The organism is Paenibacillus sp. Negev47 (assembly GCF_058313655.1).
On sequence record NZ_CM177754.1, the window covers coordinates 3,740,493 to 3,766,341 of the forward strand.

Genomic DNA, 25,849 nt, shown 5'->3' on the forward strand with positions numbered 1-25,849 from the left:
TTCCCATATGCCCAATACGACCCGGTCCAACAGCCTATTTTCTCCCTTTAAAAAGATGATTTCTCCAATTTCTCCGTTGTTCCGACCCTTTCCGCTGCGAAAATCGGCGTGTTTGTCTGCCATTCCTGCATAGAAATAGTTTCAAGCCCAGCAAGAAGTACAATGCCGATCCCATGGGTATCATTCAGATTCCATCCCAGTTCATGCTTGTAATAGTGATTCGTGAAGGAGTAGCTGGAGCCGCGACATACGCCGTATACATTGCCTCTTTTATCAATTGTGCGCTCTGAAAGCCCCTTCCACCCATGATGCGCCGCTTGTGCAAAGGGTTTCGGATCTAAAAGCCAGCCCATTCGAACACCCCGGGCATATGCATAGATGAACATGGAGGTACAGGATGTTTCCTCATATGACTCCGGGTCCGTTAATACCTGATGCCACAATCCGTTTCTGCCCTGCAATGCCAAGTACCCTTCACACAATTCCCTGTAGAACTGAATGAGAGCTGTATACGATGGATGCTCTTGAGGAAGCACCGTCAGCAGCTCCGACAAGGAGAACAGCACCCAGCCGTTGCCTCGGCCCCACGGGGTCCGTGTTGGCTCACCTCGCTCCACATCGAATACATGAGACATGATTTGACGCTCTGGAATATACAGATACTTTTTATACAAAAGAACCTGTCTTGCCGCTTCATCCAGCAGCTTATCGTCACCCGACCATTCGGCGTACCTGCACAGGAACGGGATGCTCATATACAGATCATCACACCACATCGTGTTATCCATTGATCTGGAGACACCAACCTGGCGGTATAAAGTGCCATCTTCCAGACGGGCCTGTTGATGCAAAATATAGTCTGCAATATGAGCTGCCGTCTCTGAAACACCCTCCAACTTGCGTTCCCGATCAGCAAGCAGCATGGTGGCCCCGAAAGAACCACAGTCGTCCAGGCTGTCGATATGGGAGAGCTGATTATTCAGCCCAGCTGCACCATAACGTTCTCTGTCCCATAAGGAGTAGCCGAAACGTGAAGAGGCAAATTCAATGTGATTCAGCACGTAATCTCGAATATCCGATCGCTGACCCGCTTTGCCAAGCTGAAGCAATCCGTATAACGTGACGCCAAGGGGATAGTTCCATCGGCCGAACCATTCATTTTCCAAAAATGGACGTACCTCTCCGCCTGGCAGCTCTGTTCGCCAGTATACGTCTTCACCTGTTCCACTACGAACAGTCCGCTTCATCTTCTGGCAGGAAGCCAGATCAATCTCCTGTTCCGCTTGAAAAGGACCCATGAACAGCCACTTGCCTCTGTGCCCTTTCACATCCAGTGCAGGCGTCAACATCTCATCTGTAGTTGCATCCATACGGAATCCCCAATCCCGATCTCCACATGTACAGTTCGCTGTCAGATCTTGCACGGCAGCAGACAATGGCAGTTCGAAATGGAAGCGTCCTGCCTGCTTTTGATGGAATACCACCTTGCCGTCCACCGAGAACTCAATCGGGCTGTAGGCCTCGCCGGAGATTAGCACAGTCTCCTTGCCACAATTCCTACCATCTATCTTAGTCCAAGCATAAGCAGACATGCCACTCGTCAGTCCATACATCCGTGCCAACTGTCCATAAGGTGATGCTTTCTCGGGGTCTTCCTCCCGAGGCAACCAGTTAACGCCAGTGGCCTTCTCTCGCATGGGGCCAGATGGGATTTCCGACAACGGAATATCCAATGGCGCTGTGTAAAGCCAGCCTTCTTCCCCATCACGTTCGAGTGTAGGCACAATAAAGTGAAGTGGTCTGTTCTTCCGGGAGCCGGTGCCAAACTGGCCACCTCCCCCTATTTCGCCTGATTTGAATTCAAGAACGAAATGATTCCAGCCTCTGACCAGTCCACATTTCAGTTTCAGAACAGGAACCGCTGGATATTCCTCTTCAGGTGCAGAACCATAGATCAGCACCCCATTATGATATAGCCTTACAGGCCCGAAGCAGGTGATATGAAAAACAAATTCCTGATCACTGTCACTCCACAGTTTGGCCCATGCATAGACCTGTTGTCCTTTCTGCATGTCGGGAAACATATCCCCCAGTGGGAAGACGTAGCGGTGATCCTCACACTTACGCACCGGTCCTGATCTGCTTATTCTGTAGACCGGGGGATGCGGAGGATTGGCTCCAATATACCTTCCCGCAATGCTCATCAGGGCGTGCATAACGTCTTCACCACTCTGATAAGCCATACTCTCCTCCGGTTCGAAATAAACATGACTGCTCATGTCACTTCTCCCTCCCTTTGTGCGTGGGCACTCTGCTGTTCCAACCACCCAGCACTTCGTCTATGGAAATAGGCCGATGCTCTTCCACAGATCGCCATACTGCTTCTCCAGCGGCAACGGAATAAGCGCCGTCTTCAGCACCAGACAGAATTCGGTAAGGGCGTCTCTTATCTTCGCCGAGGAAAATATCCTCCAGCAGCAGTGGATCTCCTCCTCCATGTCCGCCTTCACGATGAACAACATGGATCGTTTCTTTTGAACCAAAGAGCGGAAAGTAATCGATCGTCTGGACGGGTGTGGGAAAAGGCGTCCGGGCCGGCATGTGATACTCCAATGTTTCTAGCCTGCCCTTCGTGCCATTCACGGCCAACCGGTACCCTTCGTATGGAAGGGAGAAATTGACCGAATAACTCATCAGCGCGCCGCCGCTATATTTCACGGTTGCGGCATACGTGTCTTCAATCTCAATGGTGGAATCGAAGATACACTGGTCGGGACGATATGAAGTGTACGGAAACTCCTGCTGGCTTGCTGTACCGAGTTGGTTCAGATGGTCATCCGGTACCCGAATCTGACGACTGCGGGACGTCCAGCGGGAATAATAGGCGCAATCTTCTGAGACATGGCATGTACGGCAATGTCTTCCGTCCTCCTGTGCCGGATTCCATTCGCCTTCAGCCCCGTAATAGTTCAGTGCTCCATAGGCAAAAACTTCAACTGGCTTTTGATTGATCCACCACTGGACCAGATCAAAGTGGTGGGTACTTTTATGGACCGACAGACCGCCCGAGAATGCCCGCTCACGGTTCCAGCGTTTAAAATAACTGGAGCCGTGATGGGTATCGATATACCAGTTAAGGTCTATGGAAGTGACGCGACCGAGTTTCCCCTCCTGAATCAATTCCTTAATGCGCATGTGGATCGGCATATACCGATAATTAAAAGTTACGATGACTTTGCCCTTACTTCTTGCTTCTGCTTCCAGAATGCGTCTGGCATCAGCGCCTGTAGTCGTCATTGGCTTTTCGGTGATAACATCGAGATCCTGCTCCAACGCGGCAACAATATAATGGGCATGGGTATCGTCCCTGCCAGCCACGATGATACAGTCTGGCCGAGTCTCATCGACCATGACCCCAAAATCCGATGCGCCATATACCGCTACTTCTGTATGCTGAGGGAAACGGGTACGATAGACTTCAAACCGTGCAGGATCGGTATCCAGCAGAGCGACAACCTCTGAATTATGAGAGAACAGCTCATGAATTGGTTTGGCAAATTGTCCCAATGCTCTGCCGCTGACCCCACATAAGGCATATCTTTTTTTCATTTTCTCACCTTCTCATACCATTCCTGTACACGCTGGGTGACCACTTCTCCCCCGGAAGCATTCCATTTCTTCACATATTCATCATAAGCCTCAATCGGCAGCTCGCCGATGACAATCTTGGTCAATACCTCTTGAAACAGCTTGTGGGATTGAATATCAGGAAAGCCTTCATACACAGAGGCTGGCAGACCGTCACCTGCAATTTGCCGTGCATCGGCAGTACTGACTTCGAACATGTCTTTGACCATCTGTTGCTGATCTTCCGGATATGTCTCTTCAATCCGCTTATTCATGTCTTCTGCTGTAGTGAGATTCTTCATACCGAGGGCAAGCGGTTTGTTGTCAGCAGGTGGAAGAATGACTTTGCGTCCATCCTTGACTTCATGCTGCTCACCTTCAATACCGAAGCGACCAAACTCATCATTTTTAGGATTATAAAAGAAGTCCAGTAACTTCAACGCATTTGGCGCATTATCCTGTTTGGTGGCCGGAATCATCCATTCCGGTTCACCCATGCTCTTCTGGGTGACAAAAGCTTCAAATCCTTCGGCTTTGGGCAGCGGCATTGCTGCAATGTAAGCATCTGGAGCCTGGGTCAGCATCGCATTGTACCGATCTCGCACATTTGCAGGCAAATGGTACCAGCTGCCTACGAGGTTGTTATTGATTTTGGCCTGCCACACTTCCCCTTTGTTCAGGAAGGTTTCATTGTCCAGCAGTTTTTCCACATATAACATGCGAATGAACTTGATGGCTTCCCTCATATTGTCGGTAGTCCCTGCGTACTGGATTTTTCCATCGTATTCATCCCATTCGGGATAACCTTCCCACATCGCTACCCCGTACATCGCAAACAAATGGTCCATCCATCTGCCGAATTCCCTGCCACTTGTTGGCAGTTCATCCGGTTTGCCGTTGCCATTCGGGTCCTTGTCACGGAAAGCTGTGAGTAGCTCGACATATTCAGCTGTGGTCTTTGGCATCTCCATGCCCACCTTATCCACCCAATCCTGACGAATTAACGGTGCACGTTCAGGCACAAGGAATACCTTGGGCACATAATAGATTTTGCCATCAGGGGAAGCAGAGCGTACGATATCCCAAGCTTCCTGAGGAATACTTTCCCACACATGGGGTGCATATTCAGGCAGCAGTTCATCCAGTGGCAACGCGCCTCCCTGCTGAATCAGTGTCTGCTCAATGCCTCCAATCGGACGCAGGATATCTGGCAGTTCATCCGAGGCAATCATCAGGTTCAAGTATTCGGATGGCTCCGAACCGGGAGGCGTTGTAATGAGTTCATACTGGACTCCCGTCTGTTCAGCGATGTATTTCACATGCGGATTATCCGCAGTTGGCAAGCTACCAACGCCCATATGGCTTTTGAATACTTTGACTTTTACAGCTCCACCACTGCCTTCGCCGTTACCAGCGTCATTTCCGGAATTCGTAGTAGCGGAGCCACAACCAGCGACCAACAGCATGGCTAGACTGAGCATTAGCGGCATCATCTTGCGACTCAGTTGTTTTCTCATGGAATCATCCCCCTGGACATGGTTTATTCTTTCAGTGAGCCGAGCAATGAACCTTTCACAAAATACTTCTGTAGATAAGGATACACCAAAATAATGGGAACGCTTGCAAAAAGTATTGTCGCTGCCTTTAACGTGGTTGTATTGAAGTTGTAATCCCCAAGAAACATATTTACCTGGGCCAGTTCCTCCGGGCTGGTTAAATACGCTCGCAGCTTCATCTGCAAAGGCCAGAGCCCCGGATCACGTAGAAACAGTACTGCACGCTGGAACGTGTTCCAGTATCCCACCGCATAGAACAGACTGACCGTAGCCAGAACCGGCTTGGATAGCGGCAGATAGATCTGAAACAGAATCCGGAAGTCATGGCAACCGTCAATTCGGGCTGTGTCATCAAGTTCCTTGGGTAAGCTCATGAAAAAGGTACGCAGAATGACCATATTAAATGTACCAATTACACCAGGAATGATCAGGGACCAGATGGAATTCATCATGCCCAGCTCCCTTACCGTCAGGAAGAACGGAATCATCGGGGCATTGAAAATCATCGTAATTACGATGCCCAGCATGACTTGTTTGCGAATCATGAATTCTCTGCGCGACAACGGAAAAGCGGTCAACACAGAAAATAACATACTAAGCGCAGTACCCACTACCGTAATGAATACGGTTACACCAAACGATTGCCATAAGCCTGAGCTCTGAAGGATGTGTTTCCATGACGCGAAAGTAAAGCCGACGGGCCATAGAAATACTTCTTTGGAGTCTGCCGCAACCGGCGAACTCAGGGAAACCGCAAGCAGATGTAGCAATGGAAGGAGCATCGTAAAGGCTGCAAGCGTCAGGAAGATATAGTTGGCGGTTTGGAACAGCCTTTCTCCAATCGTCTGCTTGATCATTACCACAACCCCTCTCCTGATTTTCTCGCAAGCCGATTGAAGACCCAGAGCAGAATGAAGCCAATCACCGATTGAAATAGACCAATCGCTGTTGTTACGCTATATTGCCCTTGCAGGACACCAGAGCGGTATACATATGTTTCAATGATATCCCCTACCGAGTAGGTCATCGGTGTCAGCAGGTTATAGATCTGATCAAAGCCAAGTTCCAAGAAATTGCCGATATTCAGCAGGAACAGGGTTAAGATCGTCGGGAACAACGCAGGCAATGTAATGTAGATCGTTTGTTTCCAGCGATTCGCTCCGTCCATCACTGCCGCTTCATATTGCGTGGGATCAATGCCACTTACCGCAGCGAGATATATAATCGTTCCCCAACCTACCTCTTTCCAGATAGAGGACAGCACAACAATAGGTCGGAAATATTGCTCCTGCTGCATATAGAGAATCGGTTCGAACCCGAACCATCCACGGACAGCGTTTACAAAACCACCTGAGGCTAGCACCTCAAACACGATTCCCCCGACAACGACCCAAGAGAGAAAATGAGGCAGATAAAACAGACTCTGCAAAAAGCGTTTGGCAAGCATTTTTCTCACTTCGTTGAACAAGAGCGCCAGCAAGATGGGAGCCGGAAATCCGATCACCAGTTTGTATAAGGCAATCAGTGCTGTGTTCCGAAGCACATGATAGAAATCCTGATACGTAAAAATAAACTTGAAGTTATCCAGGCCTACCCAGGGGCTACTCCATATGCCTTTCATAATCTGAAAGTTCTGAAATGCGATTACGCTTCCGCCCAGTGGAATGTACTTGAAAATAATATAGAACAAAATACCGGGCAGGATCATGACATACAGCATCCAGTGTTTTCGAATGTTACGCAGATAACTTGGTTTGACAGGTCTATTGACTGTAACCCCGGGTTGCAGCTTTGATGTTTCCGACAGCTCAGCCATACGATCGCGGGCCCCCTTTGACAGAATGATGGTGAATGACGAGCAGGCTTCTCTGTTCACATGTTAAGCGAGAGCGGGGTCAGCAACAATCGTTCAATCAGCCATAGCATGAGCCAATCGCTTGCGTGACACGGGTTTGCAGGATCGGTTCATTCACTGGCGAAATGGTTGGTACTACATTGGCAACAAAAAAAGCCGCCATAGGCGGCCTCAGAAGTGATTATGCTGTTGTTTACATTTCACTTTATGTCTTTGATAGTCCCTATCTCATTTCCCCAGAGTTAACGATCCGCTGTCATTGGCATCTTTAATTTGTTCATGGGTAATGAGTTTCCCTTCTTCGTTAAATCCCTTAATTATATATGGGATAGCCGCTGACGGAGGAAGGAAAACATACCAGATTAAATGTCCCGGACTCACCTCAACCAGTTTCGCTTCGGTCGCGATTACTGTTCCATTTTCCTGGGTCTCTACGGATACACGTTTAATGGATGAATCTTGAATATTACCAAATAACATGGGAAACGGAGTGGAGACTTGCTCCAGTTTCGGTATACTCATATAATGCAACGCAAACTTGGATTCAACTGATTCTTCAATGAAGTATCCTCCGCCCCATACCCATTTCCATCCGAAAATATTCTTTCGAACATACTCCATCTGAAGATTACTGCTATTTTCCCGACCCTTTTTGTGCGTAAACAAAATCACGCCCCCGTCCACAGCCTCCTTATGAATGAATTGCGAGGTATAAAATTCGCCTCTAAATTCTTGAACGGCCCCTTCAGGACTGTTCGCTATAGGAATATGTATAGGTTCACTCAATCCCCAAACTTCGGATATCCGTTGATCGGCTAGTCCTCCAGCTCGTTCATTCATATACATATAAGTACCAACTAACAGGGGCGACAGTAAAATCACCATTGCAGTGATTAGCAAAATTCTTCGCTTACGCTTAAACATCTCCATGTACACTCCCTTATGATAACGATGAAATATTACTAAAATCATTCTAATATTACCATAATTAGCATGTGGATACTTGTTTCAGTACCATTCCCACACGTAAAAAGGCCGCCAAAGGCGACCTCCTAATGATTCCAATGAAATTATTCCCCCAAAAAGATCACTTCGGTTTCCAATTCAACATGGAACGTATCATATACTTTCTGCTGAATAAATTGGATCAGGTCCATATAATCCTGGGCAGTAGCGTGATCCACATTCACGATAAAACCTGCATGTTTCATGGATATTTCAGCACCTCCAATACGAGTGCCCTGCAAGTTACAGTCCTGAATCAGTTTACCGGCAAAATGTCCTTCGGGTCGTTTAAATACACTTCCACAAGAAGGGAACTCAAGCGGCTGCTTGGATTCTCTCAGGAACGTTAATTCCTTCATTTTGCTTGCAATCTCATCCTTATTACCTTTTTGGAGTTCGAATTCGGCCTCCAATATGATATAGTGATCCATCTTGAAGAGACTATTTCGATAACCAAACTTCATCTCATCTCGAGCGATCTCCACTACTGCGCCGTCTTTGTTAATTACAGTCGCACGTTTGACCACATCGGCAACCTGACCGCCATACGCACCCGCATTCATATACAAGGCGCCTCCTGTACTGCCAGGAATGCCACATGCAAATTCCAAACCAGTCAAGCTGTGGTCGAGCGCAAGTCTGGAGACATCAATGATATCAGCGCCACTTTGCGCAATGATATTATCCTTAGTAACATTAACCTGATCAAAATGACTTAGCGAAACAGTGACTCCTCTGATTCCCCCGTCTTTGATAATGACGTTTGACCCTTTGCCAATAACCGTCAGAGGTAATTGATGTATGTTGGCAATCTCTACGATTTTTTTAATTTCGTCTATCGTCGTTGGATGAACGAGAATATCTGCGTTGCCCCCAATTTTAATATACGTGTGTTCTTTTAGCGGTTCATTAAATTTCACTTTTTCCATAGGTATCTGATGCTCAAAAATATTCATGATTTTCTCTCCCTGCGTTCTCAAAAGAACATGATTCTTCTATTGTAAATGGAAATGTACCCTCATTACAATCCATCATATCTTTTTTACTGTCCAGACCAGCAGTTTGCCGCCTTACTTTCCTGTAGTTTGATATATGATATTCATCTAGCCATTAGGGATGTGACTAGTGGTTATTGGGGTCACAATGCTCCAGCTTGTACAAATGCACCTGTCGTCTCCAGCCCCAGTTGATGTTGCCTCCCTATTTTTGCGTGCAATCTGCTAAAGCAAAAAAGTCGCCAAGTTGGCGACTTTCATGGATCTTACGTATCGAGCTGAACGGTAGATAAGGTCACAAGAACCGGACTGGCAAAATCAGAAGCTTCTTCTCCTTTGGGGTTATGAAGACGGAATAGAAAAGCATCCCCTTCTTCTGATTTCCAGACCATATAATCACGGACCCCTTCTTCACCAGAGGCTTGAAGATATAGCTCGGCGGAACCAAGCGGGTGCTCCACCAGCTCTCCGCTATAGTCGGATACCTTACCAGCGTTTTCTAATTCTTCCTTGCCCGCAGTCTCCAGTTCTGCCAGATTATAATCCGCAGGCAAAGGTTCAACATCCACATAGTAGTCAGGGTTACTGGTTAGTGATAAACGGCCTTGAGCAGCATCAAATGTGAATTTCTCGAATACGTACAAGGAAAAGCCTTCTCCTTGTTGTAAGGTCGCCTCTAGTGATTGATTCCCATCTGCGGTCATCATTTCAAAACTCTCGGTTTGCGGACGCTCCGTTACATTTGCTTCTTCTTCTGTTTCATTCGTTTCAGATGCTTGCTCACTTTCTGTTGAAGGTGCTGGAGCAGATTCACCTGTTGGTGTCGATGGCTCAGGGCTAGCAGAAGGTTCATTACCACCTGAGCAAGCTGCAAGTGCAAGAACCATGGTGATCAACGTAATACTCGTGATAATAGGACGTGGGTGTTTCAACTTGATCATACCTCCCTATTTTTAAGATCTGTTTACATGTCATTACCCATGGCAGAGACTGAGAACCCATAGTTCCAATGTGTATTTGCATGGCCTGTTGGAAGTATACGTTTATTAAACATGGTAAGTGAGTCCTCCTGTGAAAACTATCCTGATATATAACTACATAAACATAACGCGCGGTAATGCCAAATAGTTACCAAATTTCTAAATTTATTCTGAGGGGATATCAAAAAAGCCGCCATAAGGCGACTTCTTGATAACTGTATTGTTTCGACAAGTTGCGAACGAGACTTTGTAATGAAGCCACTGCTTTACTTTAATTCAATCTGAAATACATCACCGGCGTCACCACCAAAAACGATAAAACCATCTTTCGGAAGCTGCGTCGATTGCTGATTGGTTGCAACAGAGAAGTGAACCACCTCGCCTTCCTCATCATACACCGCATAACCTCCGTTCTCCGGAGAATCTACTATGATGGATTTGTTCGCCGAACGGGCGTCGATCGCATACCATCGGGCCTGACCGTTAGCCGGAATGGTTGTCATTCCTTTTTTCCCACCAAAGATTGGAGTAATGGCATCCTCTGCAATGAATTCCTGTCCATCCTGCATCAAAATCTCGGCGCCATTCTTCGTGGAGAATTGCAGATCAAATGCGTCTCTTCCGTTCATGACTGGAATCTCAGCAACATTCTCTGCGTTGTTCGCATCCAAGATTTGCGTGCCATTAGCATAGCCATCTTCGGCATCAACGGACAGGTTCTTGATCAGCATCGATGGAAGCAGATAGAAGATCGACGTTATTTTTTCATCCAGTGCATAATATTTCTCGTTGTTACGAGCTGCCCATTTCTCTTTCGTTGCTGCATCCAGCGCGTTATGTTCCAACTTTTGATAATCATACGTGTTCATCACCGTTTGACCTAAACCGGGTAACGTAATCATGCCCTGAACTTTAACATATACCTTGTCATTACTTTCCTTCACAAAACTGACCTTCACGCTACCATCCGCACTTGTAAAATGTTCATCGCCTGTGTACACATAGTTCTGCTCCGGAATAATTCCTCCCATCAAGGCAGGCAGTTTGATCTCACCATCCTTGATTGTTATATCCAGCGTTGCACCTACCGTACCATACAGACCTGAGTAAGCATTCAACTTCGTCGGCATCTTCACTTTGACAGGTGGTGAGAATGTCTGATCAGGCCGAACATCGTCGATGATGCCCTGATCCTCAAGAACGTCCAGCAGCACTTTGCTGGCAAACATCTGATTGTAGACCGAAGATCCCCCAGAGGATAGGACCGCCATTGAAATATCATGTTCCGGTATGGTGATTAACACGGCATGATATAGCATGGTGTCTCCACCCTTGGCAAGTGCGGTAATCCCATAATCGCTAAACGGTGCAAGGTCTACCGCGTCCCAGCCCAAGCCATAATTGATCGTATTTTGTTCATCCGATACCCATATGCCATTACGATATTCATGAGATTGCATGGCCTTCACAGCAGATTCGGACAGAATATCCGGTCTGTTCCCCATTAACACCTCTCCGATTTGACTCAATTCCTCTGCCGTGGAATACACACCACCTGTACCGATAATATTTGCATTCTCGGTAGGCATCTTCATTTCAAGTGTAGGCCAATAGGTTTCGGATAACTGCGCTCTTTCAAAAGAATCCATGGGTGTCTTCGTTGATTTCAACTTCAATGGCTCGCTGATAAACTTGGCGATATATTCGCTGTAGCTTAATCCACTCACCCGTTCCACCAAGATTTCAAGCAACTGAAAACCGTCATTGGTGTAAACGGAGTAAGCGCCAGGCTTGGATTTCAGTTTTTCGGACTGAAGTTTGAGCAATAGTTCATCATGATTGCGGCTATCATTATCGTCAAACAACATGCTGTTTCCATAATGTGTACCGTAAAGACCAGATGAATGATTCATCAACATGCGCGGTGTGATTTGAGTATAGCGTGCATCTGCCATCTTAAAGTCTGGTATATACGAAGTGAGTGGCTCATCCAGATCTACTTTGCCGGAATCGACCAGCTTCATGGCGGCAGCCGTAACAACCATTTTGCTAACCGAACCTATGCCATACATGCTATCCTTGTCTACTGGCTTCTGTGATCCCTTGTCGTGTAGTCCGACACTATCTGATAAAATGTATTCCCCTTCATCCATGATCGCATATTGCACACTGGTGACACCGTAGTTTTGTACCATTGCCTTGGCAATCTGCTCCGCCCGCACCTCAATCGTTGTACTGTTATTCGTCTCTGCGCTGACAGATGTCAGCGGCGTCATTACAAGCACCGCTGTACATAAAAAACTGATTAATTTCTTCATCCTCATGTCCTCCCTCAAATGTTCTTATGATTGAATTCATCATATCCGGGAAAAGGCAGTTAAAGTGCGAACGGACCCTGAATGGAAAAAAACAATCCCCGAACGGTATGTTCAGGGATTGTCGGTGTGAAACGGAAGCACGACCATGTTGTTAAACTTCCGATGCTGATGCTCAATACTCATATGTCCACCATATTTCTCACACATTCTCGATATATTGGTCAGACCGATTCCATGGAATTCCGGATTGGACTTCTCACTTTTCAAGTCAACTATCGGTTGCTCTACATGATTCATAATCTGGATGACGAGTGCAGATGATGTGGAGTGAATGGCAATCAGAATATATCGGTCTTCCGCTTGTCTGACCTTCTTGGAAGCCTCGATTGCATTATCGAGCATGTTACCGAGCACCACACACAGATCATATCGATCAATCTGCACATGTTGCGAGTGGAGCTGGATTTTGGTGTCGATTTTGATCCCATTTGCCTGCCCCATAGCAAGGGTGTTCGTAACAAGAGCATCAATGACCAGATTGCCGGAGTTCACCCTGTGGTATGCACCTTCAATTGTATTCAATGTAGACTTAATATGGTCACCTGCCGCCGCCAGTTCGTTACGTTTGATACATTCATCAATATAGAGAAACTGTTGGTTAATATCATGGATGATACTTTTAATGTTTTTGAAACTGTGAACGGTCTTCTCATAGTTGGCATCCTGGTGATCCATCTGACGCTGCAACTGGGCATTTGCATGCGCGAGCTGTACCTTTTCCACCATATTATCAAATACATAGACAATGAACACATTGAGAAAAAGAGAACCCAGTACAGAAAAGACGTAAAATATGTTCTTTTCACTGTATATGGAGGCCACATTGATCTGGTAGATCGTAATGATCGGTACGATGAGAAACAGCAAATAATACCGATAGTGAACGGCAAAACTTCTACGTTTGGCGACTAGACGGACAACTTGAATGACAACGAACATGATGCTGCAACCAAGCAGCATCACCTTGGAAAGAACCCAGTGGTCTTCTCCGTTGAACTGATCCATTGAACTGTAATCCGCGGATTCCAGAACACCGAGAATATATACAGCGATGGCATTTGCCATGGTAATTAGAACCCCATACAGGATGGTGAAAACAAGTTTGATTTTGAACTCTACTTCATAGGATTGTGCCAGACTGAAGATTAATAGCAGAGCAACCGCAGTGGAACCGATGTCAGAGAAGGAAGAAACCCAATAAAAATAACCCAACAAGACAAATACCAAGAAATAGATCGCTCTACGCGGCTTCCGGCTGGACTTGCCCAACACAGAATCAAAATAAAAATTCGCCTGAAATGCCATAAGCAATGTCACGAAGATGATGGAAAAAATCATATAGGCATCCATATCATTGAATCCTCATAATCATGTATTTGGTATAGGCATCCTTGACTTCCTTGACCTTGGAGCGGCCAATGGGGAGTTCCGTCCCATTTAACATGACGACTTGTGTGCCTGCAAACTTCTGGACATGCATCAGGTTAATCATAACCGAGCGATGAATTTGCAGGAAACCATGGTCTTTCAATGCAGTCGCATAACTGGATAGAATCCCTTTGGTATCATGCACATTATCCTGGGTCACAAACTTCAATTTGTTCTTGATTGTCAAACTTTTGACGACCTCAATCCAGAGAATATCATCATATTTTAACAGCAGTTCATCATAGTCTGACTTGATTAGTACATACTTTTTGTCCATCGCCTGAAAATATTGACACAGCTTAATCATCTTTTCCTCGAAAACTTGCGGCTGGATGGGCTTGATCAGATATTGAAAGGTGATGACATCGAAGCTCTCCACCATATATTCGGGGTAACTGGTCAGGAACATAATCTGTACATCCAGAAACTTCATATCCCTGATCTCTTTGGCGGTCTGGATCCCGTTCATTCCACCCATCTCCACATCCATAATGAGAATATGAAATGTATCTCCGGCGTCTCTATAATGCGAGAGTAGTTGTTCACCAGATGTGAATAAGCTAATTTGAAAATCAAAATTTGTTTTTAGGGATAAGGAGATCAGCATTGATTTTACACGTTCTCGCTGCTGCTCCTCATCATCACAGATTGCAATATTGAACATGGGGGGACATCCGCCTTTCATCGACATCGACTCTGAATTTCACTCTCGAATATACTATTTTATCATAGGTTTCGGAGTCGAATCGGGATGAAATGCATAATTTCAACCGTGAAATGCGACAATCTGAACAGCTTATACCAAATAACCTGACACACAAAGCCCCTTCCGTGGACGGAAAGGGCTTGTTTACGACGCTTAATTACATATCTGTTGATGACTGTTCATGATCTGGTTCCGCTTACCTAAGCCACCTAGACCTGAATAAACAACTGGCGAAGCTCTTCTTCTTCCAAGTGAGTAACTGGCTGGTACGCCGGACTCTGTACATAACGCTGGAAGCTGTATAACAACTGTCTTCCCTCCAGCGTAGTCATTAGGCTCTCCAGATTCAGAGCACCCATCAGGACTCTACCATTCCGCACCCGGCACTCCATCAACAGTCCGAGCTTATGGTTCCGTTCAAAATTATCAATGGTCTGCACGATCGGTTGCAGATCTTTACTCAGCTCATCCAGAATGATCGATGACGATTCGGAAACAATGCTCCACCATGGATAGGTCGAGAACTCCTCTGTGTCAAAATGTTCGAAGGCCGGATGGTCCTGCTGAATCAACAAACCCATCGTGCCGACTGGAACTTCTCTTTTCATATTCTCTGATATGGAACGGAACATGGGATAAGACCAGAAATCAGTGCTATAGAAGCCTTTAATTGCGTGTGGAACATTCTCTGGTGTCGGGAAAAGTAAAATATCCTCGCCTTGCTCAAGCAGCTCCAGTGCATGCTCCGAGAGTTCGGTAAAAAGATTCAAACCGCTCAGATCCACTTCCTGTTGACTCGGGTAGATCCACAGGTCGTAAGACTTACGAATATCCGTGCCCGCAATGGACAGTCTCAGCTCCACTTTGGTCATATTGGAGACTTCAGGGATACGAATACTGAGATCCGTGATACTCAGATAATGTTCTTCATGGAACGCTGGCAGGTCTGCTTCCCCTTCCACAAGGATGCTGCCTTCGATCTGCTCGTTTTTCAGTTCCCACTTCAATTGAAGTCCATCCAACGCTTGTCTCCGGAAGTAACTTAGTTCAATGCGTGCTTCGAACAATTCACTGGCCTGATAATTATATTTGGGGAATCTCGCCAACAGTACAGCATCGGAACAGAACGTTCTCCATTCCTCAGGCGTAATCATGCCCTTGGAATCCATGAATGCGTCCAGTATGCCTACAAGCGCTGTTCCCTGACCACTGAAATCCTGGAGATCAAGCAGCTGGAAACCCGCTAGATGCTTCGAACGAAAAGCAGCTTCCAGTTCTTCCTTGTAACATTCGACAGCAAGTTTGCCAGAGGCTCTGAAGTAGGCTTCCGCCAGATGTCCCAGTCCCTTCGCTTCCAGACGTTCTCTAAACACTTCAAAGTTTTTGGCTTTGAGAGAACCCGTATACTTGAGGATCTCCTCGAAATTAGGAAACGTGGCGTACTGTCCAATTTCATGCGAGATGATCGGTACATGTGAGACAAGTTGATCACTTCCAGCTTCGGCCTGTACCGTTTTGGAACCTGTGCCATACTGGATCTGAATCTCTTGACCCTCCGCCTGGCCAAAAGAGTCAGCATCACTTCCTTGCTCCGGTACAATGTTCGCATCATAATCCTTCAATGTGTTCGGTAAGTCGGTCTGTACGTGACCAAGTGGAGCATCACACATGGCATACGAACCTCTGAACAACCGTTCTTTGGAGAAACGTACCCCGCAGAAGAATTCACTTTCCTCCAGAATGTCTGGTACAAACTGAAAATTATTGGAACCTTCGGTGTACAGATGACGATGATCATATGCTTTGTATGCTTTCAGGATCGAATTCAGTCTGTCCTTGCTGCCCCATAGTTCATTCCCCATGGACATCATGACAAATGAAGGATGATTACCAAAAGCTTTCAGCATCGCAAATCCCTCACTAATCAAGTAATCCTGCTCTGCTTGATTGTGTCCATCCGCGGATTCGTCCGTAATGGTTCCCCAGAACGGAAGCTCAGGCTCCATGTAGATGCCGAGCAGATCGGCTGCAATGAAAGCTGCCTCCGGAGGACAACAGGTATGAAAACGATAGTGATTAATGCCGTAGGACTTGGAGATGGCGAAAATGCGAATCCATTCGTCCACATCTGTTGGCGCATATCCCGTGAGTGGGAAAATCAGACCATCATGCTTGCCTCGAAGAAAGGTTTTGTGGCCATTAATGGTGAATTTGTCTCCAACTGCCCGGAATTCGCGCAGACCCGTCCATACTTCGGTGGAGTCTAGCACTTCACCGTTCTGATCTTGCAGTTGAATGTGAAGTTGGTACACATTAGGTTCATCATCACTCCATAACATGGCATGTTCGCCAATGCTGTACGTCAGCCCAATCTCCTGCGAATCCGGGATGAAGATCTGCTCCTCCGTCGTGTGAACCGGGTCTGCACTGACAGCGACAGCAGATACGACAATTCGCACTCCTTGCAGGTCGCCGACATGTTCTGCTTTGATCTCGAAAGATCGAGTTGCAAGATCGGGATAAACCTGAACATTATCCAGGAAAATACGATCGAAAAATTGGAGTTCCATCTTCCCGGTGATCCCGTTCCAATTCGTTTGTGTGTCTTCAGATGTAAGGTGTCCTCCTTTCGTTGGATAATCGGTATTGTCCACTCGAATCGTAATCGTATGTGTCCCAGCGGTTAGCCCTGCCTCCATCTCGTAACGATGAGGTGTATTCAGACTGTTTTGCGTGCCCCATTCCACCCCATCAATCCAGAGCGTTGTAACTCGTGTTCGTTCCAGATGCAAGAAACAACGTTTGCCAGCCAAGTGTTCGGGAATCTCAATCTCTCGTGAAAACCAGGCGTAACCTTCAAATAAGTACTCATCCGTCAGCGCACCGATTAACACATGTTCGTTTATCTTGCCTTTGGCCGCATGAGATGTGGTATTGGGCAATGAAATGACGTCTGAGTAATTCAGGCCACGTTCCACCTTATGTTCATCGAGCTGAAGTTTCCAGATACCTTCCAGATTTAATGCAGCTATCATGATATTTGTCTCCTTTTTGATTCATCGAATGGATTTTAAGTAATCGCTTCCATATATAGAAACCGTTTTCGTAATCATACACGTATTATAAACTCGATTGGTGCCAACCGCATAGTTAATTTAGAAATAAAAAAGTCGCCAATCATGGCGACATTTCATTGTTTGATATCTTTTATCCTGAAGACGTTTAGAAAATAGTCGGAACCATCCCCCCGTCCATACGGATCGGAGAGCCTCGAAAAGCTGATGCATACGGGCTGCACACAAAAGTCGCGAGTCTACCTATTTCACTTGGCTTGATGAATCGTTGTAATTCAGACTGCGGCAGATTGCTCTTCATAAAATCATTCTCTTTTTCCTCAAAAGTCAGCGCCTCATCCGGGTATATGCCCTCTATAATCTCACGTACATTTTCAGACAATGTCGGCCCTGGCAGAATCGTATTAATCGTAACTTCTTGCCCAGCTGTCAGTTTGGACAGACTTTTGGATAATGACAGCAACATTGATTTGGTCATGCAATATTGTGGCATCTGGCCTGAGGGCATAAGCGCTTCTTCACTTGCTATGAAAATAATACGCCCGTCATTGTTCTCCATCATTTTAGGTAAGTAAAATTGGGACACGCTATTGGCTGCCAGAACATTGGTACGGAAATATCTCTCCCACACTTCATCATTCACATCTTCATAACTCATGATCTCATATATGCCCATGCTATTAATTAAAATATCAACTTCGGGGAATTTCTCGAACATAGCTTGGCGTTGCGTCTGATCCACAAGGTCGGCCGTGGCCTTTTGCGGAGAGGTATCCGGAAAATTGGACTTGATTTCACGAACTGTTCGTTCTACCTCTTCATCATTTCGTCCATTAATCAGAACGTGAACACCTTCTCGGGCGAGTTCAATGGCAATCGCTTTGCCGATCCCTTTTGTCGATCCTGTTACTAAGGCTGTTTTTTCTTTCAGTCCCATATCCATCCTGCATTTCTCCTTCTTGATTATAACTATCCGGTAGCTGAGTCTTGAAGATTGCGAACACCTTTATGCTCCCGATAGAAATAATATTACGCAGTCTGAACGGCCTAGTAACTAGCACATAACGCCAGAATTATTGCCTGACACGCCAATTCGAAGGTGTATCCCCTTCCCAAGTCCGGAACGCACGATAGAACGAATTTTGATCTTCATATCCCACGAGGAATGCCACTTCTTTGATATCGAGCGAAGGATCCGCCAGATACTTTCGTGCCTGCTCATGTCTGGCTTCAGTCAATAACTGTTTGAAGTTTGTGTCCTCCTCAGTCAGTCGGCGCTGCAATGTACGGTCGCTCATGCGAAGCTCTTTGGCAACAGTTTGGATATCAGGGCGCTTGCCTGTAAGGCTGCGTTTCATAATCCATTTCACCAGATCAGTAACGGAACGACTGCCCTGCCGTTCATCCAATGACCGATCCAGCACTGGAGTCAGAATCTCAATTAACTCTTCATTATATGAGAGAAAAGGAAGACTCAAATCTTTTCGATCTAGCGTCAGCCGATTATATGGTTTCCCCGTCTCCACTCGGCAGCCGAAATAGGTTTCAAGGATGTCTACATTACCCATAGGACGTGAGAATTCAACCCGCTTTGCATTTAAGGGCTGGCCCGTTCCCCGACGTCCGAGTTCGAGCAGAAAAGCTAGGGTAATGCCTACCAGAAGTGGCGGGCCTGGTTGCTCCTTATGTAACCATTCGAGTTCAATGATACATTCCTCCCCTGCTTCGTTAATCTGCAAGCTCTCGGGAGGACACATTTGCTTATAACGGACCATTCGATTTAATGCATCGCGATAATCACGTGCATGGTACATCGCCAGAACAGGCGGAGGGTACTTCGATATTTCATATCCCGTTGCAAGTTTGATGATACCCTCGGCCGTGTCCCCAATGAGATCAGAGTAAGCCTGCCAGATCGCAAAATAATGAGCTTGATTCACTACAGGTTTATTTATTGTTTCAAGAGATAGTTGTGCCATCCGAGCGATGTCGTCCATACTAATCCCTAATTGATGCAAGCCAGCCCAAAAGCCTGGATGAACTTTAATTCGATCATTCGGTTGAGATTTCATGCATACTGACTCCTTTAGCTTGTTCCATTTTCATTCTGCTTTCTTATTATAGAACAGAAAACACGACTGACCATAGTGGTTAGTCGTGTTCAAATTAATCATTTTGTCATTTTGTATATATATGAAAAGGTGAATTTAATATAGGCGTCTACTCGTTCAACGCGGTTTTGATCAAGGCGTTTACCCGTGAATTAAACAAGAGGCCGATATGAGATACGAGGGATACCGAAATGTTGTTCGCCCCGTTCAACCGGGAAAGTGCCGGGGACACAATCGTATCGCTGGTGGAATAGATCGAAGTCACCTTTATTCCACTCGGAGCTGTAGTTGTTGTCAATCGATTAGCCCCACCAAGGGTTATCAATTTGTCTACTTTGGAAGCGCCACCCCGGTTAAGTATGTAATACAGACTATTGGCCCCGCCCATGCTATGAGCTATAATGTTAACTTTTGTGTGACCCGTTTCGCGCAGAACATCATCTACAAAACGACTGATCGCCGCAGAATTCAACAACTGGTTTCCTTGTTTACTAGGGAGGTCAATCGCGAATAGTTCGTCTCTCGTCCAACCTTGGCTGCGTAAATAACTCTCAATCGCTGTAAAATTACTATCTGAACCGGTTAATCCATGAACGAATACAATGGGTGTACGTGCTGTTGCTGCAGAAGCCTTTGAACTTGAGCCTATTCCAGGTACCGATAAGGCAAGGATCATGCTCATGAATACAAGAAGTAATAATTTTGTCTTTTTCACTTGTTTCACTCTCCTGTAAAATGATTTATATTCCATATATTACAAGCTAACATATGGAATATAAATGAACCTTTTGTCTCATTTTTTACAGGAATATCCATGGAAACTATGGCTAACTTGATCATATTTTATCGAAGTCTGGTTCTCTACTCCTGTTATCCTTCAACAATATCTGCGTGCAGATCTGTTGCAATTTCAATCATTTTGGGTACAATAGCTTCGTTAGAAATAGCTACATATACATCTCCCATGTACAAACGAAAAGCGATCTGTGTTCCTTCAAGGTCCCACATAAAAAAGTCCCCATCAATGGACATGGTGCTCTCAGCTCCGACAATGTTAAGAACTGTTGAATACGTAAAATCGGGTTTGGATGCAAAGTAGAGTTTGCACTCTTCCAAAGAGATGGATTGCTCCGCATTGTTTTCTTGCATGGATCGGGTAATTCGAAAACGCTGATTCATAGCTATGCCTCCAACATGTATTAGTTTGAATATTTTCAAGCATCATATTTTCTCATGTCCTTCAACTACTGTCAAAACCATGTATGCCCTATTCTAGGAATTCATATATACTGGTACATATAAGTACATAACGAATCTCTACATCAGGAGGCGTCAAATCAATATGTTGAAAACAGAATTCATTGATGTACTATCCATTGTCTCACAAAAATTATATGATTCGGCTGCTAATGTAATGGATACGGCAAGCAGACTAATTCCTGCAAATACGTTTTGTATAGCCCAATTGGACCATCTATCAACCAAAGTTCTCAATGTATATAATCGTGAAAAACTAATATTAGGTGAAGGGCTAGTCGTTGACAACGCCGAGTCGTACTGTGCCCTTGTGACCGAACATACCCAAGGCCCGTTGGTGATCAATAATAATCTAACTCATCCATTAACCAGACATATGGACGCAACCGAATTCGTAGGTGGATGTTCATTTGTAGGTGTTCCCATACATGATCAGTATGGGGAAATTTATGGCTCCCTCTGCTCATTTGATCAGGATTTCTATGCCTACCAACAGAAGGACATAGATTTGCTGCTCTCCTTGTCTTCCTTTTTCACGGGTCTGCTAGAGATGGAAACGACCTTGCAGCAGTTAAAACGTGCGGAAGAAACTACTGCGAAAATGCTAGAAGAGAAGAAAAATCTGCTTGCCATCCTCAGCCACGAAATCCGAACCCCAATGAATGGTGTTCTTGCCATGACAAACCTTTTGCAATCTACAACACTAAATGAGGATCAATCATTGTATGTTAATGTCATTGAAGAAAGTGGCACCAGCCTTCTATCTATGATGGATCAAATTCTCGATTATTCCAAGATGGAAGCCGGCGCGATTTCTTTGGAGATCAGTCCATATAGTGTCACTGAAACAGTTGACCATGTGTTACAATTGTTCTCTTCCGAAGCACAGAAAAAAGGAATTCACCTATATGCTGAATACAATATTAATGATCATCTGATGCTTTTAGGCGATCAGCATAAAGTCCGTCAGATTCTAATCAATCTCGTTGGAAATGCGCTTAAATTCACTGAAAAAGGAGAAGTCTGTATCTCTACTCAGGTATCTGCTGATCCAGCAGGCACCCTACATGTATCCTACGAGATAAGGGATACGGGCATCGGCATCCCGCAGGATCGCCAAGATCTGTTGTTCAAATCCTATTCCCAAATTCATGGAGATTCAGGAAAGTATGGAGGAGCAGGACTGGGTCTGTCCATCTGTAAACAACTCGCTGAATTAATGGGTGGCGTGGTGTGGCTTAAAGAAACCAGTCACTTGGGCAGTCGATTCGTTTTTAATATTTCCAGCCCTGCACCCAACGTTCATACGCATGTCTGAACGATGAATATATTATTCTATCTGAACGGATCGGAGGTATATACGATGACAACGCTCGGAAGCAGATTCTATTAAATAGCGATATGGTATGTATGACTAGACTTCCGACTCTTATATTGGAACTATATGAAAATTTTGTTATGCTACATATGCTAGATTACTAGATTCTGTTAAAACATGATTCTACTATTATGTACAGAGTTGGAGGAAACAAACAATGCTTATTAAACGAGCAGGAAAAATTGCTGCGGTTACTGTAATTGCTCTCTCTATACTTGGAAGCACCCCCAATATTGGTGGAGCCTATGCTGCCCCGTCCATTTCAGTGCACTTGGATGACGTTCCCCTGAAGTTTGATGCAGCTCCACGAGTTGATAAGGGTGTCACTTATGTTCCATTCCGAACGGTTGGACAAGCTCTTGGTATCGATATTATCTGGAACAGCAAATCACAGACTGTAAAAGCGACGAACACGGTGAAAGGACAAACTACCGAGGTACTATTACAAGTTGGCAGCACCACAGCAACCGTTAATGGGAAAAAAGTTACACTTGCTGCAGCACCCGTTCAGCGAGAAGGACGCGTGCTCATTCCACTCAGTTCTTTTAGTAATCAATTTGGCGTAAGTGCAAGCTGGAATCAGGCAACCAAAACGGTCTCCCTCGTCTCACCACAACGCGAGATGCACCTGAGAGCCTTCTATGCATTGCAATCCTTTCAAGAAAAGGATCTTGTTACTTCCATGAATTCCGTAGCCTTTGGCTGGAGCCGCATTGATCGTGAAGGTCAGTTTACGCTCCAGGGGGATGAGTACCGTCTCCCTGCTGCTGCGGGTGATATTACGCCGCAGTCCATCGTTGCTGACGCAGCGGATCAGCAGATCCAACCACAGCTCATGGTGTATGCGTTGGACGGAAACGGCGAACTGACCAAAGTGTTGAGTGATAGCAGCCTGCGGCAGAAATCGATTGAAGGTATAACTGCTGCGCTAGCAGAGCATGGTTTTGGTGGAGTTGTTCTGGATTTTGAAGGACTGGGCTTTAAACTGGATGCAGTAGAACAACAGAAGCTGCTCAATGCTTACGTGAAGCAATTAAAGAGTTCCTTGCCCCAGGACACTGCCTTATCTCTTGCGGTACCCCCGCTAAATAGTGCTTATAAAGGATATGATTACAAAACACTTGCATCTATCGCAGATGATCTGATCATTATGGCCTATCAGTATAATCCGGTTGGCACCAAATCCCAGGTACCCGAACCAAATAGCCTTGTGGATCAGGCGATTCAGCTAGCTCTTCAAGCTGGTGTTCCGAAAAATAAATTGCTGCTCGGTATCAGTCTAAGCAGCGAAACGCCCTCCTCCGTTGATGATAAACTGGGTCTTGCCAAACGTTATGATCTTAAAGGAGCCGCCTTCTGGCGCCTGGGTCTGTTCCGTTCCTACAATACAAAGATGGAAGATGCCGTGAATGCCTCTGTCATCAAAGAGTAGTCATCTTTGAGTGGATGCAGCTTACTTAAAGTAGAAGAAGGACCAAATCTCTGTTGTCAGAGACTTGGTCCTTCTTCTATATCTTTTTCATTTCATAAGTTTATCCACACTTCCAAATACAAGCTTTACAATCTGGGTGGGACCAGGCAAACAGGGCTGGAAGAGAAGAATGCTACCAATTCCTGTCGCCAGCATGCTAAACCATGCAGCAGGTACAAGGACTCCTTTGACATGACGCCTCCCCTTTCCGTGCATATTCAATTACCCTTTCACTGCTCCCAGGGCAACACTTCCGATAATCTGTTTGGAAAACACGGAGAATACAATAATAATAGGCAAGATGGAGATCGCAACACCCAAATACAAGAGTCCATAATCCATCCCATAGTACCCTTGCACTAGCGCAACCAGTACCGGAAGTGGGTATTTATCCAGGGAGAAAAACAGAACGAGCGGTGTAAGAAAATTATTCCACGATCCGATAAACGTGAATATACCTAGGGCCGAGATCGCCGGCCCCAGAATGGGCAGTACAATCTGATTGAACGTCCGGAACTCGCCAGCACTGTCCACCCGCGCAGATTCAATAATCTCATCCGGGATGCTGCTCTCCATGAATTGCTTGATAAAGAATACATTAAAGGCGTTAGCTGCAGCAGGCAAAATAACCGCGGCATAACTGTCCAGAAGCCCCAACATACTGAATAGTCGATATACGCCAATCAGGGCCAGTTGACCCGGTACCATCATGGTCGCTAACAGAAACAGAAACAACCAGTTCCGCCCTTTGAATTTAAATTTGGCAAAACCATATGCCGTCAAAGCACCAATATACAGAGATAGCAAGGTCGATGTTCCAGCAATGAAAATGCTGTTGGCAAAACCACGCCAAATGTTAATTTTCGATACCATATTCATATAATTATCGACTAAAAATGATCCGGGAAGAAAGGTGAACGTTGAAGCAATCGTTGCATTGTTATGTGTTGAATAGATGAGCATCAGATAAAATGGAATTATGCAGAGTACGGCAAGACCAATCAGTAACAGATAGATGATAATCTTGCCTGCCGTCAGCCCCCTTGTATTGGCATATTGCTGAATCGCCGCATTTGGTTGTTCGACTGATTTTGCAGTTTGCATAAGAACTCCCCTCCCTATGAACGGCTCTTCCGCTTGGTCATGATGAAGGATGCAACGGACAACAATATGATGATAATAAACAGACAAAATGCTATGGCAGCGCCGTAACCAAAACGTGTGCTCTGAAATGCTACATTATAGAGATACATAATACTGGTCATGGCTGCTCGGTCAGGACCGCCATTGCCATTGGTTAGTGTAAATGGCTGATCGAAAATCTGGATGCCACCAATAATGGATGTAATCATCTGAAACAGAATAATTGGACGGAGCATCGGCACGATAATATGGATAAAAATATGCTTCTTTTTCGCACCATCCATCTGGGCAGCTTCCAGCAACGACGGATCAATGCCCTGAAGACCTGCAAGGTAGATGACCATGGAATAACCGAAGTACTGGAAAAACAAGATGGAGGACACAATCAACCGCATAAACCACGGGTCATTTTTCCAATTAATTGGATCTTGAATAATCCCTATCTGCATCAAAAAATGATTCAGTCCCCCGGACTGCCAGTCAAAGATCAGGCTGACAAGCAACCCGAGTGATGCAGCTGTAACGATATTGGGGAAAAAGTATACAGCTCTGAAAAAGTCCCGCCCTTTGAGCAGCTTATCGTTCAGGATAAAAGCTAACACCAGTGAGATCGTCAGCTGCGGAACCACGGAGACTCCCCAGATGAATAACGTATTAAACAAGGTTTTGTAGAACAACGGATCTTGTAATACGGCTACATAGTTACCAATCCCTACAAAGTCAGGTGTCGTGATTCCATCAAAGTTGGTGAAACTAATATAGAGTGAATACAAAATGGGATAGAGTCCAAAAATCGTAAAAATAATAAAGAACGGAGCAATGAAATAGTAGCCGTAATGGTCCTTTCGAATCGTTTTGGCAAACATATTCTGTCCCCCCAGTTAT

20 protein-coding genes are annotated in these 25,849 nt (G+C 45.5%); 2 read left to right on the forward strand and 18 right to left on the reverse strand.

Features of this window, described 5'->3' with window-relative positions:
• Positions 1-47: 47 nt before the first annotated feature.
• From AC4G47_RS16720 to AC4G47_RS16795, 16 genes are all read right to left on the reverse strand, one after another.
• A complete protein-coding gene (locus AC4G47_RS16720; protein WP_491101895.1) occupies positions 48-2,279 on the reverse strand; it encodes a glycoside hydrolase family 88/105 protein in 2,232 nt (743 codons plus the stop codon).
• A 1-nt stretch (position 2,280) separates the two neighbouring features.
• Positions 2,281-3,609 (reverse strand): Gfo/Idh/MocA family protein, encoded by a 1,329-nt coding sequence (locus AC4G47_RS16725; protein ID WP_458126805.1) that lies wholly within the window; start codon positions 3,607-3,609, stop codon positions 2,281-2,283.
• Entirely contained in the window at positions 3,606-5,144 is a 1,539-nt protein-coding gene (locus AC4G47_RS16730) for an extracellular solute-binding protein (RefSeq protein WP_491101896.1), read from the reverse strand. The genes AC4G47_RS16725 and AC4G47_RS16730 overlap by 4 nt, the downstream gene beginning before the upstream one ends.
• A 23-nt stretch (positions 5,145-5,167) precedes the next feature.
• Positions 5,168-6,037, reverse strand: a complete 870-nt coding sequence (locus tag AC4G47_RS16735; protein WP_458127233.1) for a carbohydrate ABC transporter permease — start codon at positions 6,035-6,037, stop codon at positions 5,168-5,170.
• Positions 6,038-6,039: 2 nt separating this feature from the next.
• On the reverse strand, positions 6,040-6,999 hold the full coding sequence (locus AC4G47_RS16740; protein WP_491101897.1) for an ABC transporter permease: 960 nt from the start codon (positions 6,997-6,999) through the stop codon (positions 6,040-6,042).
• A gap of 267 nt (positions 7,000-7,266) precedes the next feature.
• Positions 7,267-7,962, reverse strand: a complete 696-nt coding sequence (locus tag AC4G47_RS16745) for a hypothetical protein (RefSeq protein WP_491101898.1) — start codon at positions 7,960-7,962, stop codon at positions 7,267-7,269.
• Between the two features lie 146 nt (positions 7,963-8,108).
• On the reverse strand, positions 8,109-8,999 hold the full coding sequence (gene murB, locus AC4G47_RS16750; protein WP_491101899.1) for a UDP-N-acetylmuramate dehydrogenase: 891 nt from the start codon (positions 8,997-8,999) through the stop codon (positions 8,109-8,111).
• 305 nt (positions 9,000-9,304) lie between these two features.
• Entirely contained in the window at positions 9,305-9,970 is a 666-nt protein-coding gene (locus tag AC4G47_RS16755) for a DUF8580 domain-containing lipoprotein (protein WP_491101900.1), read from the reverse strand.
• Positions 9,971-10,284: 314 nt separating this feature from the next.
• The gene (locus AC4G47_RS16760) at positions 10,285-12,336 is read right to left on the reverse strand and encodes a serine hydrolase domain-containing protein (RefSeq protein ID WP_491101901.1); all 2,052 of its coding nucleotides are present in this window, start codon (positions 12,334-12,336) and stop codon (positions 10,285-10,287) included.
• Between the two features lie 111 nt (positions 12,337-12,447).
• The gene (locus AC4G47_RS16765; protein ID WP_491101902.1) at positions 12,448-13,746 is read right to left on the reverse strand and encodes a GHKL domain-containing protein; all 1,299 of its coding nucleotides are present in this window, start codon (positions 13,744-13,746) and stop codon (positions 12,448-12,450) included.
• Between the two features lies 1 nt (position 13,747).
• Positions 13,748-14,488, reverse strand: a complete 741-nt coding sequence (locus AC4G47_RS16770; RefSeq protein WP_458126795.1) for a LytR/AlgR family response regulator transcription factor — start codon at positions 14,486-14,488, stop codon at positions 13,748-13,750.
• A 251-nt stretch (positions 14,489-14,739) separates the two neighbouring features.
• Entirely contained in the window at positions 14,740-17,565 is a 2,826-nt protein-coding gene (locus AC4G47_RS16775) for a DUF8487 domain-containing protein (RefSeq protein ID WP_491101903.1), read from the reverse strand.
• Positions 17,566-17,752: 187 nt separating this feature from the next.
• Entirely contained in the window at positions 17,753-18,547 is a 795-nt protein-coding gene (locus AC4G47_RS16780; protein ID WP_491101904.1) for an SDR family NAD(P)-dependent oxidoreductase, read from the reverse strand.
• A gap of 130 nt (positions 18,548-18,677) precedes the next feature.
• Positions 18,678-19,676, reverse strand: coding sequence for an AraC family transcriptional regulator (locus AC4G47_RS16785; RefSeq protein WP_491101905.1), 999 nt, complete (start codon positions 19,674-19,676; stop codon positions 18,678-18,680).
• A gap of 148 nt (positions 19,677-19,824) precedes the next feature.
• Complete coding sequence (locus AC4G47_RS16790) at positions 19,825-20,397, reverse strand: esterase/lipase family protein (protein WP_491106729.1); 573 nt, start codon at positions 20,395-20,397, stop codon at positions 19,825-19,827.
• Between the two features lie 188 nt (positions 20,398-20,585).
• Positions 20,586-20,894, reverse strand: a complete 309-nt coding sequence (locus AC4G47_RS16795) for a hypothetical protein (RefSeq protein WP_491101906.1) — start codon at positions 20,892-20,894, stop codon at positions 20,586-20,588.
• 163 nt (positions 20,895-21,057) lie between these two features.
• Between AC4G47_RS16795 and AC4G47_RS16800 the strand changes: the two genes are divergently transcribed.
• A complete protein-coding gene (locus AC4G47_RS16800; RefSeq protein ID WP_458126790.1) occupies positions 21,058-22,290 on the forward strand; it encodes a GAF domain-containing sensor histidine kinase in 1,233 nt (410 codons plus the stop codon).
• A gap of 217 nt (positions 22,291-22,507) precedes the next feature.
• A complete protein-coding gene (locus AC4G47_RS16805) occupies positions 22,508-23,782 on the forward strand; it encodes a stalk domain-containing protein (protein WP_491101907.1) in 1,275 nt (424 codons plus the stop codon).
• A 261-nt stretch (positions 23,783-24,043) separates the two neighbouring features.
• Here the strand turns inward: AC4G47_RS16805 and AC4G47_RS16810 are convergent, their stop codons facing one another.
• Together AC4G47_RS16810 and AC4G47_RS16815 are read right to left on the reverse strand one after the other, a co-directional pair.
• Positions 24,044-24,925, reverse strand: a complete 882-nt coding sequence (locus tag AC4G47_RS16810; RefSeq protein ID WP_491101908.1) for a carbohydrate ABC transporter permease — start codon at positions 24,923-24,925, stop codon at positions 24,044-24,046.
• Positions 24,926-24,939: 14 nt separating this feature from the next.
• The gene (locus tag AC4G47_RS16815; RefSeq protein WP_062834302.1) at positions 24,940-25,830 is read right to left on the reverse strand and encodes a carbohydrate ABC transporter permease; all 891 of its coding nucleotides are present in this window, start codon (positions 25,828-25,830) and stop codon (positions 24,940-24,942) included.
• Between the last annotated feature and the right edge of the window lie 19 nt (positions 25,831-25,849).